Source organism: Caballeronia sp. NK8, from assembly GCF_018408855.1.
Taxonomy (GTDB): domain Bacteria; phylum Pseudomonadota; class Gammaproteobacteria; order Burkholderiales; family Burkholderiaceae; genus Caballeronia.
The window spans coordinates 2,708,583-2,722,978 of sequence record NZ_AP024322.1 but is presented as its reverse complement, the minus strand read 5'-3'; the positions used below and the strand labels follow the sequence as shown (position 1 = coordinate 2,722,978).

The following is a 14,396-nucleotide window of genomic DNA, read 5'->3' as shown; positions in this document are numbered from 1 at the left end:
ATCCGTCGACCCCAAATGGTTTAGGGGTATAGCTCAACTGGCAGAGCGTCGGTCTCCAAAACCGAAGGTTGGGGGTTCGATTCCCTCTGCCCCTGCCAAATTCTCGCGCCAAGTGGCGCTGTTTAAGGTGTTATGGCGAATCCTTCCGTCGAAACTGTAAATACTTCCGGCGACAAGTTGATGTTGGTGGCGGGTGTATTGTTGGTCTTGGCCGGGTTCGTTGGATTCTTCTGGCTGTCTGGCCAAGAATGGTACGTCCGCGGCGCAGCACTTGCTGTCGGTGTCATCGCGGGTGTCGCAGTCGGTCTTCTCTCTGCGCCGGGCAAAGGGTTCATCGCTTTCGCCAAAGACTCGTACAAGGAAGTCCGTAAGGTTGTTTGGCCGACCCGCAAAGAGGCCACGCAAACGACCTTGGTGGTCTTCGCGTTTGTTCTGATCATGGCCATCTTCCTTTGGCTTAGCGATAAGTCGATCGAATGGGTGATTTTCTCGGCGATTCTGGGTTGGAAATGATATGAGCGATACTCCGACATCCCCGAGTGGAAAGCGTTGGTATGTGGTGCACGCCTACTCCGGCATGGAGAAGAGCGTGCAACGTGCGCTCCAGGAGCGCATCGAACGCGCGGGCATGCAAGATCAATTCGGTCAGATTCTTGTCCCGACCGAAGAAGTCGTTGAGGTGAAGGGTGGCCACAAGTCGGTCACCGAGCGTCGTTTCTTTCCGGGCTACGTCCTGGTCGAAATGGAAATGACGGACGAGACGTGGCATCTGGTCAAGAATACGGCCAAGGTCACGGGCTTCGTCGGTGGTGCGCGTAACCGCCCGAGTCCCATCTCGCCGCGTGAAGTCGAAAAGATCATGTCGCAGATGCAAGAGGGCGTCGAGAAGCCGCGGCCAAAGACGCTCTTCGAAGTGGGCGAGATGGTCCGCGTGAAGGAAGGCCCGTTCACGGACTTCAATGGCAACGTTGAAGAAGTGAATTACGAAAAGTCCCGAGTTCGTGTCTCCGTCACGATTTTCGGGCGATCGACGCCGGTCGAACTCGAGTTCGGTCAGGTCGAGAAGCTTTAAACGAATCCATCGCGCGTGGCTCTAGAGCCATCGCGCGATTCGCGCTTACGGTCCGCGTCATGACCGTTGAGGAGCGTCAGTAGCCGGCAACGTCGAACGCGCGCTATCACTCACCGAACGCTCACGCGTTCAGCAGAGGTTTTCAACATGGCAAAGAAAATCGTCGGCTTTATCAAACTGCAGATCCCTGCAGGTAAAGCCAACCCGTCGCCGCCGGTCGGTCCGGCACTGGGCCAGCGTGGCCTGAACATCATGGAGTTCTGCAAGGCGTTCAACGCGCAGACTCAAGGTATGGAGCCGGGTCTGCCGGTGCCGGTCGTCATCACGGCGTTCGCGGACAAGAGCTTCACCTTCATCATGAAGACGCCGCCGGCTACCGTTCTGATCAAGAAGGCAGCCGCAGTGCAAAAGGGTTCGGCAAAGCCGCACACGGACAAGGTTGGCAACATCACCCGCGCTCAAGCGGAAGAAATCGCGAAGACCAAGATGCCGGATCTTACGGCAGCTGATCTTGACGCAGCCGTGCGCACGATCGCAGGCAGCGCGCGTTCGATGGGCATCACTGTGGAGGGCGTGTAAATGGCTAAGCTTTCTAAGCGCCTTCAGGCATTCGCTGCCAAGGTTGACCGTCAGAAGCTGTACGCGATCGACGACGCACTGGCTCTCGTGAAGGAATGCGCGAGCGCGAAGTTCGACGAGTCGATCGACGTCGCAGTGCAACTCGGCATTGACGCCAAGAAGTCGGACCAAGTGGTTCGCGGCTCTGTGGTTCTGCCGGCTGGTACCGGCAAGTCGGTTCGCGTGGCAGTGTTCGCGCAAGGCGACAAGGCCGAGCAAGCTCGTGCAGCTGGCGCGGACGTGGTCGGCATGGAAGACCTGGCTGAGCAAGTCAAGGCCGGCAACCTGAACTTTGACGTCGTGATCGCTTCGCCGGACACGATGCGGGTGGTCGGTACGCTGGGTCAGATTCTCGGCCCGCGCGGCCTGATGCCGAACCCGAAGGTCGGCACGGTTACGCCGGACGTCGCTCAAGCGGTCAAGAACGCGAAGGCGGGTCAGGTTCAGTTCCGCGTCGACAAGGCCGGTATCATCCACGGCACGATCGGTCGCGCATCGTTTGAATCGGCATCGCTGCGCCAGAATCTGTCCGCGCTGATCGAAGCGCTGCAAAAGGCGAAGCCGGCGACGAGCAAGGGCGTCTACCTGCGCAAGATCGCTGTGTCGAGCACGATGGGCGTTGGCGTTCGCGTGGATCAAGGCACGCTGGCGCAACAGTAAGAATTCGAGCGCGGTCGCAAGACCGCGCTGATAAAGGGCTTTGGGCGGTTGCAAGATTGCGGTTCCGAGTCGAGCAACCGGTTGTCAAAGACCGTTGGTGGTGATGCAGCAGGCAGGCAACACCTTAATTCAAGCCAACGCAGATGGCGAACCCGAAACAGTTTTGCAGTGGTTGAAGTCGGTTGTCGATCATCCTGAATGATCACCGATCGATCGAAATACTCCTAACAGTCGGACGCCGTTGTCGAACGTGGTGCATGAGGGTTTGTGGCCCGAGTGCATCGAATCTGGAGGTTTAACCGTGCCACTGAACAAAGAAGATAAGCAGGCAGTCGTCGCTGAAGTCGCCGCGCAGGTCGCGAAGGCTCAGACGATGGTGCTCGCTGAGTATCGTGGGATCACGGTTGGCGATCTGACCAAGCTGCGCGCGAAAGCGCGTGAGCAACAGGTGTATCTGCGCGTGTTGAAAAACACGCTGGCGCGTCGCGCTGTCGAAGGTACCCCGTTCGCTCCGCTGGCTGAGCAGATGACCGGTCCTCTGATCTACGGCATCTCGGAAGATGCCATTGCCGCTGCCAAGGTCGTCAATGACTTCGGCAAGAGCAATGACAAGTTGATCATCAAGGCTGGTTCCTACGAAGGTAACGTGATGGACAAGGCAGGCGTGCAAGCGCTGGCCAACATCCCGAGCCGCGAAGAACTGCTCTCCAAGCTGCTGTTCGTCATGCAAGCACCTGTTTCCGGCTTCGCGCGCGCCCTGGCCGCGCTCGCCGAGAAGAAGCAAGGCGAAGCTGCATAACGCATGCGCTTGGGCACCAGTTGCTCAGTTAGTAGGTATTAGCTAGATCGCTAGCTCGATCCGAATTCAATTTAGGAGTATTTCAAATGGCAATCGCAAAAGAAGACATCCTGGAAGCCGTTGGCTCGATGTCGGTTCTCGAACTGAACGAACTGGTCAAGGCGTTCGAAGAGAAGTTTGGCGTGTCGGCTGCTGCTGTCGCAGTTGCTGGCCCGGCAGGTGGCGGCGCAGCTGCTGCAGTCGAAGAGCAAACCGAGTTCACCGTGAACCTGCTCGAAGTGGGCGCGAACAAGGTTTCCGTGATTAAGGCTGTTCGTGAACTGACCGGTCTCGGCCTGAAGGAAGCGAAGGACCTGGTCGACGGTGCACCGAAGCCCGTCAAGGAAGCGGTGCCGAAGGCTGCTGCTGAAGAAGCGAAGAAGAAGCTGGAAGAAGCAGGCGCGAAGGCTGAAATCAAGTAAGTTTCACTGCGCCGTGCGAAGGCTGGCGGTTTTCCACCGCCGGCCTTTTTGTGCTTTGTGGGGACGCAGTTTTTAGGCTTGGAAACAGGCATAAATGTCCCTGCAGAAGCCAAAGAGAACAGTCGGATCGGCACAAATTTCCGGCATTTCTCTTTGTCTTCTGAAGCGACTGCAGAAGGCAAGTTTGGTCGGGTAGCGGGAAACACAGGCATCCGCTGCCGTCAGCCAGCGGTTGGTAGCGGCCAACCACCAAGCTTCTAGATTCGCGCGTCCTCCCCGGACATTCGCGCGAGTCTCAGTCGGTGAACACCGGGCCGTGACGTCGAGGTATCCCGCCTCGCCAACGCCCGCCGTGATTCGGAGATCGTATGCAATATTCCTTCACCGAGAAGAAGCGTATTCGCAAGAGTTTCGCGAAGCGCCCCATCGTTCACCAAGTTCCCTTTTTGCTGGCGACCCAGCTTGAATCATTCCAGACGTTTCTGCAAGCAGACACGTCGTCGTCGCAGCGCAAGTCAGAAGGCTTGCAGGCTGCGTTCACCTCTGTTTTCCCGATTGTCTCGCACAACGGTTTTGCACGGCTCGAATTCGTCAGCTACATGCTGTCGTCGCCCGCATTCAACATCAAGGAATGCCAGCAGCGCGGCCTGACGTACTGCTCGGCCCTGCGCGCGAAAGTGCGTCTGGTTTTGCTCGATAAGGAATCGCCGAGCAAGCCCGTCGTCAAGGAAGTGAAGGAACAGGAAGTGTACATGGGCGAAATTCCGCTCATGACGCCGACTGGTTCGTTCGTCATCAACGGTACCGAGCGCGTGATCGTGTCGCAGCTCCACCGTTCGCCTGGCGTGTTCTTCGAGCACGACAAGGGCAAGACGCACAGCTCCGGCAAGCTGCTGTTCTCGGCGCGGATCATTCCTTACCGCGGCTCGTGGCTCGACTTCGAATTCGACCCGAAGGACGTGCTGTATTTCCGCGTCGACCGTCGCCGCAAGATGCCGGTCACGATCCTGCTCAAAGCCATCGGCATGACGCCGGAGCAGATCCTCGCGAACTTCTTCGTGTTCGACAACTTCGGCCTGATGAGCGAAGGCGCGCAAATGGAATTCGTTCCTGAGCGTCTGCGCGGCGAAGTCGCGCGCTTCGACATCCAGGATCGCGACGGCAACGTCATCGTCACGAAAGACAAGCGGATCAACGCGAAGCACATTCGCGACCTCGAAAACGCCAAGACGAAGTTCATCTCGGTGCCCGAGGAATATTTGCTCGGCCGCGTGCTGGCGAAGAACGTGATCGATCCGGAAACGGGCGAAGTGATCGCGAACGCGAACGAGGAAATCACGGAAACGGTCCTCGAAAAGCTGCGCGAAGCAAAGGTCAAGGACATCCAGACGCTCTACACGAACGATCTGGACCAGGGCCCGTATATCTCGTCGACGCTGCGTATCGATGAAACCGCGGACAAGATGGCCGCGCGCATCGCGATCTACCGCATGATGCGTCCGGGGGAACCGCCGACCGAAGAAGCGGTCGAGGCGTTGTTCAACCGTCTGTTCTACAGCGAAGACGCGTACGACCTGTCGAAGGTCGGCCGTATGAAGTTCAACCGCCGCGTCGGCCGTGACGAGATCATTGGACCGATGACGCTGCAGGACGACGACATCCTCGCGACCATCAAGATCCTCGTCGAGCTGCGTAACGGCAAGGGCGAAGTGGACGACATCGACCACTTGGGCAATCGTCGCGTGCGTTGCGTGGGCGAACTCGCGGAGAACCAGTTCCGCGCGGGTCTCGTACGTGTCGAACGTGCAGTGAAGGAACGCCTCGGCCAGGCCGAAAGCGAAAACCTGATGCCGCACGACCTGATCAACTCGAAGCCGATTTCCTCGGCGATTCGCGAGTTCTTCGGTTCGTCGCAGCTTTCGCAGTTCATGGACCAAACCAACCCGCTGTCGGAAATCACGCACAAGCGCCGTGTTTCCGCACTGGGCCCGGGCGGTCTGACGCGCGAGCGCGCGGGCTTCGAAGTCCGCGACGTGCATCCGACGCACTATGGCCGCGTGTGCCCGATCGAAACGCCGGAAGGTCCGAACATCGGTCTGATCAACTCGCTCGCGCTGTACGCGCACCTGAACGAGTACGGCTTCCTCGAAACGCCGTACCGCAAGGTCGTGGACAGCAAGGTGACCGACCAGATCGATTACCTGTCGGCGATTGAAGAAGGCCGTTACGTGATCGCTCAGGCGAACGCGGCAGTGGCCGACGACGGCACGCTGACCGACGAACTCGTGTCGTCGCGTGAAGCGGGCGAAACGCTGATGGTCACGCCGGACCGCATCCAGTACATGGACGTGGCGCCGTCGCAGATCGTGTCGGTGGCTGCATCGCTGATTCCGTTCCTCGAGCACGACGACGCGAACCGCGCGTTGATGGGCTCGAACATGCAGCGTCAGGCCGTGCCGTGTCTGCGCCCGGAGAAGCCGGTCGTCGGTACCGGCATCGAGCGCACGGTGGCGGTGGACTCGGGTACGACCGTGCAGGCGCTGCGTGGCGGTGTGGTGGATTACGTCGACGCGGGCCGTATCGTGATTCGCGTGAACGACGATGAAGCCGCAGCCGGCGACGTCGGCGTGGACATCTACAACCTGATCAAGTACACGCGTTCGAACCAGAACACGAACATCAACCAGCGTCCGATCGCGAAGGTCGGCGACAAGGTCTCGCGCGGCGACGTGCTGGCCGACGGCGCCTCGACGGATCTGGGCGAGCTCGCGCTCGGCCAGAACATGCTGGTCGCGTTCATGCCGTGGAACGGCTACAACTTCGAAGACTCGATCCTGATCTCGGAAAAGGTCGTGGCCGACGATCGCTACACGTCGATCCACATCGAGGAGTTGAATGTCGTTGCTCGCGACACGAAGCTCGGACCGGAAGAAATCACGCGCGATATTTCGAACCTCGCGGAAGTGCAGCTTGGCCGTCTCGACGAGTCGGGCATCGTGTACATCGGCGCGGAAGTCGAAGCAGGCGACGTGCTGGTCGGCAAGGTCACGCCGAAGGGCGAAACCCAGCTGACGCCGGAAGAAAAGCTGCTGCGCGCGATCTTCGGCGAGAAGGCATCGGACGTGAAGGACACGTCGCTGCGCGTGCCGTCGGGCATGAGCGGCACGGTGATCGACGTGCAGGTGTTCACGCGCGAAGGCATCACGCGCGACAAGCGCGCGCAACAGATCATCGACGACGAACTGAAGCGCTATCGCCTCGACCTGAATGACCAGCTTCGTATCGTGGAAGGCGACGCGTTCCAGCGTCTCGCGCGCATGCTGAACGGCAAGGTCGCGAACGGCGGTCCGAAGAAGCTCGCGAAGGGCACGAAGATCGACCTCCCGTATCTCGAAGATCTCGACCACTATCACTGGTTCGACATCCGCCTCGCGGACGAAGAAGCGGCAGCGCAGCTGGAAGCGATCAAGGACTCGATCGAGCAGAAGCGTCATCAGTTCGACCTCGCGTTCGAAGAAAAGCGCAAGAAGCTCACGCAAGGCGACGAACTGCCGCCGGGCGTGCTGAAGATGGTCAAGGTGTACCTCGCCGTGAAGCGTCGTCTGCAGCCTGGCGACAAGATGGCGGGCCGTCACGGTAACAAGGGTGTCGTGTCGAAGATCGTGCCGATCGAAGACATGCCGTACATGGCCGATGGCCGTCCGGCCGACGTCGTGCTGAATCCGCTCGGCGTGCCGTCGCGGATGAACGTGGGTCAGATTCTCGAAGTGCATCTGGGCTGGGCCGCGAAGGGTCTCGGCTGGCGTATCGGCGAGATGCTGGAGCGTCAGACGAAGATCGAGGAACTGCGCCAGTTCCTGACGAAGATCTACAACGAGTCGGGCCGCAAGGAAGAGCTGGAAAGCTTCTCCGATGACGAAATCTTCGAACTCGCGAAGAACCTGCGCGAAGGCGTGCCGTTCGCGACGCCGGTGTTCGATGGCGCGACCGAAGAGGAAATGGGGCGTGCGCTCGATCTGGCGTATCCGGACAACATCGCCACGAACCTCGGCATGAACTCGTCGAAGAATCAGGTTCAGCTGCACGATGGTCGCACCGGCGAGCCGTTTGAGCGGAAGGTCACGGTCGGTTACATGCACTACCTGAAGCTGCACCACTTGGTCGACGACAAGATGCACGCGCGTTCGACTGGTCCGTACTCGCTCGTCACGCAGCAGCCGCTGGGTGGTAAGGCGCAGTTCGGTGGTCAGCGCTTCGGTGAGATGGAAGTGTGGGCGCTCGAGGCGTACGGCGCGTCGTATGTGCTGCAGGAAATGCTGACGGTCAAGTCGGACGACGTGACGGGCCGGACCAAGGTTTATGAGAACCTGGTCAAGGGCGATCACGTGATCGACGCGGGCATGCCGGAATCCTTCAACGTGTTGGTGAAGGAAATCCGCTCGCTCGGTATTGATATCGATCTGGACCGCAACTAATCGGACTACGGAGAGAAAGCAATGAAAGCTCTGCTCGATCTATTCAAGCAAGTCCAACAAGAAGAAGTTTTTGATGCGATCAAGATCGGCCTCGCGTCGCCCGACAAGATTCGTTCTTGGTCGTTCGGCGAAGTGAAGAAGCCGGAGACCATCAACTACCGCACGTTCAAGCCGGAGCGGGATGGTCTGTTCTGCGCGAAGATTTTTGGTCCGATCAAGGACTACGAATGCCTTTGCGGCAAGTACAAGCGCCTGAAGCACCGCGGCGTGATCTGCGAGAAGTGCGGCGTCGAAGTGACGCTGGCGAAGGTGCGTCGCGAACGGATGGGCCACATCGAACTGGCCTCGCCGGTCGCGCACATCTGGTTCCTGAAGTCGCTGCCGTCGCGTCTGGGCATGGTGCTCGACATGACGCTGCGCGACATCGAGCGCGTGCTGTACTTCGAAGCATACGTGGTGATCGATCCGGGCATGACGCCGCTGAAAGCGCGGCAGATCATGACGGAAGAGGATTACTACAACAAGGTCGAAGAGTACGGTGACGAATTCCGTGCCGAGATGGGCGCGGAAGGCGTGCGCGAGCTGCTGCGCGCGATCAACATCGACGAACAGGTCGAGATGCTGCGCACCGAACTCAAGAACACGGGTTCGGAAGCGAAGATCAAGAAGTACGCGAAGCGCCTGAAAGTGCTCGAGGCATTCCAGCGTTCGGGCATCAAGCCGGACTGGATGGTGCTCGAAGTGCTGCCGGTGCTGCCGCCGGAACTGCGTCCGCTGGTGCCGCTGGATGGCGGCCGTTTCGCGACGTCGGACCTGAACGACCTGTATCGCCGCGTGATCAACCGTAACAACCGGTTGAAGCGTCTGCTCGAACTGAAGGCGCCTGAAATCATCGTCCGCAACGAAAAGCGGATGCTGCAGGAAGCCGTCGATTCGCTGCTCGACAACGGTCGTCGCGGCAAGGCCATGACGGGCGCGAACAAGCGTCCGCTGAAGTCGCTCGCCGACATGATCAAGGGTAAGGGCGGCCGCTTCCGTCAGAACCTGCTCGGTAAGCGCGTGGACTATTCGGGCCGTTCGGTGATCGTGGTCGGCCCGACGCTCAAGCTGCATCAGTGCGGTCTGCCGAAGCTGATGGCGCTCGAACTGTTCAAGCCTTTCATCTTCAACAAGCTGGAAGTGATGGGCGTCGCGACGACCATCAAGGCCGCGAAGAAGGAAGTCGAAAACCAGACGCCGGTGGTGTGGGACATTCTCGAAGAAGTCATTCGCGAACATCCGGTCATGCTGAACCGCGCGCCTACGCTTCACCGTCTCGGCATTCAGGCGTTCGAGCCGGTGCTGATCGAAGGCAAGGCAATTCAGCTTCACCCGCTCGTTTGCGCGGCGTTCAACGCCGACTTCGACGGTGACCAGATGGCCGTTCACGTGCCGCTGTCGCTCGAAGCGCAGATGGAAGCGCGCACGCTCATGCTGGCGTCGAACAACGTCCTGTTCCCGGCTAACGGCGATCCGTCGATCGTGCCGTCGCAGGATATCGTGCTGGGCCTGTACTACGCGTCGCGTGAAGCGATCAACGGCAAGGGCGAAGGCATGACGTTCACGGGCGTGTCGGAAGTGATCCGCGCGTACGAGAACAAGGAAGTCGAGCTGGCTTCGCGCGTCAACGTGCGTATCACCGAAATGGTGGCGAACGAAGACACGAGCGAAGGCGCGCCGGCGTTCGTGCCGAAGATCTCGCTGTACGCGACCACGGTCGGCCGTTCGATCCTGTCGGAGATTCTGCCGCCGGGGCTGCCCTTCACGGTGCTGAACAAGCCGCTGAAGAAGAAGGAAATCTCGCGCCTGATCAACACGGCGTTCCGCAAGTGCGGTCTGCGCGAGACGGTGATCTTCGCCGACCAGCTGATGCAGATGGGTTTCCGTCTTGCAACGCGCGCCGGCATCTCGATCTGCGTGGACGACATGCTCGTGCCGCCGCAGAAAGAGACGATCGTCGGCGACGCCGCGAAGAAGGTGAAGGAGTACGACCGTCAGTACATGTCGGGTCTCGTCACCGCGCAGGAACGCTACAACAACGTGGTCGACATCTGGTCGGCGACGTCGGAAAGCGTCGGCAAGGCGATGATGGAACAGCTCGCGACGGAGCCTGTCACCGACCGTGACGGCAACGAGACGAAGCAGGAGTCGTTCAACTCCATCTACATGATGGCCGACTCGGGCGCGCGTGGTTCCGCGGTGCAGATTCGTCAGCTGGCCGGTATGCGCGGCCTGATGGCGAAGCCGGACGGCTCGATCATCGAGACGCCGATTACGGCGAACTTCCGCGAAGGCCTGAACGTGTTGCAGTACTTCATCTCGACCCACGGTGCCCGTAAGGGTCTGGCGGATACGGCGCTGAAGACTGCGAACTCGGGTTACCTGACGCGTCGTCTGGTCGACGTGACGCAGGATCTGGTTGTCGTCGAAGACGATTGCGGTACGTCGAACGGCGTGGCGATGAAGGCGTTGGTGGAAGGCGGTGAAGTCGTCGAAGCGCTGCGCGACCGGATTCTCGGCCGCGTCGCGGTGGCGGACGTCGTCAATCCGGAAACGCAGGAAACGCTGTACGCGTCGGGCGATCTGCTCGATGAAGACGCGGTCGAGGAAATCGAACGCCTCGGCATCGACGAAGTGCGCGTGCGTACGCCGCTTACTTGCGAAACGCGCTATGGCCTGTGCGCCGCGTGCTACGGCCGCGACCTCGGCCGCGGTTCGCGCGTGAACGTCGGCGAGGCGGTTGGTGTGATCGCCGCTCAGTCGATCGGTGAGCCGGGCACGCAGCTGACGATGCGTACGTTCCACATCGGTGGTGCGGCATCGCGTGCGGCGGTTGCTTCGACGGTCGAAGCGAAGAGCAACGGTACGGTGCGCTTCACGGCCACGATGCGTTACGTCACCAACGCGAAGGGCGAGCAGGTCGTCATCTCGCGTTCGGGCGAGGCGATCATCGCGGACGACTTCGGTCGCGAGCGTGAGCGTCACAAGGTTCCGTACGGCGCGACCCTGCTGCAGCTCGACGGCGCACAGATCAAGGCCGGCGCGCAACTGGCGCAATGGGATCCGCTGACGCGTCCGATCATCACCGAGTGGGGCGGTACGGTGAAGTTCGAAAACGTCGAAGAAGGCGTGACGGTTGCGAAGCAGATCGACGATGTGACGGGGCTTTCCACGCTCGTCGTGATCGACGTGAAGCGTCGCGGCTCGCAAGCTTCGAAGAGCGTGCGTCCGCAGGTGAAACTGCTCGACGCGAACGGCGAGGAAGTGAAGATCCCGAACACCGAGCATTCGGTGCAGATCGGCTTCCAGGTCGGCGCACTGATCACCGTGAAGGATGGTCAGCAAGTGCAGGTCGGTGAAGTGCTGGCGCGTATCCCGGTTGAAGCGCAGAAGACGCGTGACATTACCGGTGGTCTGCCGCGCGTGGCCGAACTGTTCGAAGCGCGCTCGCCGAAGGACGCGGGTATTCTCGCGGAAGTCACGGGCACGACGTCGTTCGGCAAGGACACGAAGGGCAAGCAGCGTCTCGTCATCACGGACCTCGAAGGCAATCAGCACGAGTTCCTGATCGCGAAGGAAAAGCAGGTGCTGGTGCACGATGGTCAGGTCGTCAACAAGGGCGAAATGATCGTCGACGGTCCTGCCGATCCGCACGACATCCTGCGTCTGCAGGGTATCGAGGCGTTGTCGCGCTACATCGTGGATGAAGTGCAGGACGTGTACCGTCTGCAGGGCGTGAAGATCAACGACAAGCACATCGAAGTGATCGTGCGTCAGATGCTGCGTCGTGTGCAGATCGTCGACAACGGCGATACGCGCTTCATCCCGGGCGAGCAAGTCGAGCGTTCGGACATGCTGGACGAGAACGACCGCATGATCGCGGACGACAAGCGCCCGGCGTCGTACGACAACGTTCTGCTCGGTATCACGAAGGCATCGCTGTCGACCGATTCGTTCATCTCCGCGGCATCGTTCCAGGAAACGACCCGCGTGCTGACCGAAGCGGCGATCATGGGCAAGCGCGACGATCTGCGTGGCCTGAAGGAAAACGTGATCGTCGGCCGTCTGATTCCGGCCGGTACGGGTCTCGCGTTCCACAAGGCGCGCAAGGCGAAGGAATCGTCGGATCGCGAGCGTTTCGACCAGATCGCGGCCGAAGAGGCATTCGACTTTGGCACGCCGGAGGCTCCGGCAACGGAGCAGGCGCCGCATACCAACGAGTAAGCGTTTCTCGCTCGTAGCAGCATCGAACCGCTCAGCTTCGGCTGGGCGGTTTTTTTTCGTCTGGCGAATTTGGCGTCGCAACCTCGGCCGTTTGGCTAACGATGCATTCGAACGCGTCGGGGCGCGTGAATGCGTTGGTAGAATTCGTTATCTCTCATCGTAGTGCGCACTCTTCTTCCATGGCCCGGTCGCTCGAAATACTCAACGAAATCTTCGGCTATCCCGCATTTCGCGGACAACAGGCGGAGATCGTCGAGCATGTCGCGAACGGCGGCGATTCGCTCGTGCTGATGCCCACTGGCGGCGGCAAGTCGCTGTGCTATCAGATTCCGTCGCTCGTGCGCAGCGAGGCCGGGCTTGGCGCCGGCATCGTGGTGTCGCCGCTTATCGCCTTGATGCAGGACCAGGTCGCCGCGCTGACGGAAGTCGGCGTGCGCGCCGCGTATCTGAATTCCACATTGTCGGGCGCCGAGGCTGCGGCCACCGAACGCGCGCTGCGCGAGGGCGATATCGACTTGCTCTACGTCGCGCCGGAACGCCTGATGACGCCGCGCTTTCTCGAACTGCTCGAACGCGCGCGCGTCGGCCTGTTCGCGATCGATGAAGCGCACTGCGTGTCGCAGTGGGGCCACGATTTCCGCCCTGAATATATCCAGCTTTCCGTGCTGCACGAGCGGTTTCCCGATGTGCCGCGCATCGCGCTCACCGCGACCGCCGACGCGATCACGCGCGATGAAATCGTCCACCGGCTCGCGCTGGACGATGCGCGCATTTTCGTTTCCAGCTTCGATCGGCCGAATATTCGTTATCGAATCGTCGAGAAGGACAACGCTCGCTCGCAGCTGCTCGATTTCATCCGCGCCGAGCACACGAACAAGGACGGCACGACCGATGCGGGCGTCGTATATTGCCTGTCGCGGCGAAAGGTCGAGGAGACCGCGGACTGGCTGAAAGGCCAGGGCGTTCGCGCGCTGCCGTACCACGCTGGGATGGAGTTCGAGACGCGGCAGAAGCACCAGGAGATGTTCCAGCGCGAGGAAGGCATCGTCATGTGCGCGACGATCGCGTTCGGCATGGGCATCGATAAACCGGACGTGCGTTTTGTCGCGCATCTGGATTTGCCGAAGAGCGTCGAAGGCTACTATCAGGAAACCGGTCGCGCCGGCCGCGACGGCATGCCGGCGAACGCGTGGATGGCGTACGGATTGGGCGATGTCGTGCAACAGCGCAAGATGATCGACGAGTCCGAAGCCGACGACGCGCACAAGCGCGTGCAGAGCGGCAAGCTCGACGCGCTGCTGGGGTTGTGCGAAGCGGCGTCGTGTCGTCGTGTACGTTTGCTCGCGTACTTCGGCGAGACGAGTAAGCCGTGCGGCAACTGCGATACGTGTCTGGAGCCGCCTGCGTCCTTCGATGCCACGCGCGAGGCTCAGATGGCGCTTTCATGCGTTTATCGCGCGCAGAAGGCGAGCGGCTTTCGTTTCGGCGCGGGGCATCTCATCGATATTCTGCGTGGGACGCGCAGTGAGAAAGTCCTGCAGCGCGGACACGAGAAGATTTCGACCTTCGGCGTCGGCGCGGCGCTCTCCGAGGCAGAGTGGCGTGCCGTGTTCCGGCAACTGGTCGCGTTCGGCTATCTCGCCGTCGATCACGACGGTTTCGGCGCGCTCGTGCTCACCGACGCGAGCAAGCCCGTCCTCAAGGGCGAAGAGAGCGTCACGCTGCGCAAGTATGTCAAGCCGACTCGGGCCCGCCAGTCTTCCAGCCGCACGGGCGAGCGCGCGGATCCGACCGCTGGCATGTCGGCACGCGAGAAGGCTCGTTGGGACCGTCTGCGTACCTGGCGCGCGGAAACCGCAAAGAGCGACGGCGTGCCGGCCTACGTCATCTTTCACGACGCCACGCTTGCCGAAATCGCCCGCAGCGATCCCGATACGGTCGACGATCTGCGCCATATTCCGGGCATCGGCGTGCGCAAACTGGAGCGCTTCGGCGACGAACTGCTCGATGTCGTCGGCTCCGACTGACGTCCTGCTCCTCGAAAGCCC

Annotated in this window: 9 protein-coding genes and 1 tRNA gene; all 10 read left to right on the top strand. The window is 60.7% G+C overall.

From position 1 onward, the window contains the following. The first annotated feature begins 22 nt into the window (after window positions 1-22). The 10 genes from NK8_RS13010 (at window position 23) to recQ (ending at window position 14,375) form a co-directional block, all read left to right on the top strand. Window positions 23-98, top strand: a tRNA-Trp gene (locus NK8_RS13010). Between the two features lie 34 nt (window positions 99-132). Beyond that, window positions 133-513, top strand: a complete 381-nt coding sequence (secE, locus tag NK8_RS13005; RefSeq protein ID WP_008343790.1) for a preprotein translocase subunit SecE — start codon at window positions 133-135, stop codon at window positions 511-513. 1 nt (window position 514) lies between these two features. Further along, window positions 515-1,072, top strand: coding sequence for a transcription termination/antitermination protein NusG (gene nusG, locus NK8_RS13000; protein WP_014192489.1), 558 nt, complete (start codon window positions 515-517; stop codon window positions 1,070-1,072). Between the two features lie 147 nt (window positions 1,073-1,219). Beyond that, a complete protein-coding gene (rplK, locus tag NK8_RS12995; RefSeq protein WP_106857454.1) occupies window positions 1,220-1,651 on the top strand; it encodes a 50S ribosomal protein L11 in 432 nt (143 codons plus the stop codon). Next, window positions 1,652-2,350, top strand: a complete 699-nt coding sequence (gene rplA, locus NK8_RS12990; protein WP_162066480.1) for a 50S ribosomal protein L1 — start codon at window positions 1,652-1,654, stop codon at window positions 2,348-2,350. A 301-nt stretch (window positions 2,351-2,651) separates the two neighbouring features. After that, on the top strand, window positions 2,652-3,149 hold the full coding sequence (rplJ, locus tag NK8_RS12985) for a 50S ribosomal protein L10 (RefSeq protein ID WP_034473109.1): 498 nt from the start codon (window positions 2,652-2,654) through the stop codon (window positions 3,147-3,149). 86 nt (window positions 3,150-3,235) lie between these two features. Continuing rightward, entirely contained in the window at window positions 3,236-3,610 is a 375-nt protein-coding gene (rplL, locus tag NK8_RS12980) for a 50S ribosomal protein L7/L12 (RefSeq protein ID WP_035511392.1), read from the top strand. A gap of 368 nt (window positions 3,611-3,978) precedes the next feature. After that, the gene (gene rpoB / locus NK8_RS12975; RefSeq protein WP_162066479.1) at window positions 3,979-8,085 is read left to right on the top strand and encodes a DNA-directed RNA polymerase subunit beta; all 4,107 of its coding nucleotides are present in this window, start codon (window positions 3,979-3,981) and stop codon (window positions 8,083-8,085) included. A 21-nt stretch (window positions 8,086-8,106) separates the two neighbouring features. Then, window positions 8,107-12,348, top strand: a complete 4,242-nt coding sequence (gene rpoC / locus NK8_RS12970; protein WP_213226572.1) for a DNA-directed RNA polymerase subunit beta' — start codon at window positions 8,107-8,109, stop codon at window positions 12,346-12,348. A 179-nt stretch (window positions 12,349-12,527) separates the two neighbouring features. Then, window positions 12,528-14,375 carry a DNA helicase RecQ gene (gene recQ, locus NK8_RS12965; protein ID WP_213226571.1) on the top strand — a complete coding sequence of 616 codons (1,848 nt, stop codon included), beginning with the start codon at window positions 12,528-12,530 and terminating at the stop codon, window positions 14,373-14,375. Window positions 14,376-14,396 lie beyond the last annotated feature (21 nt).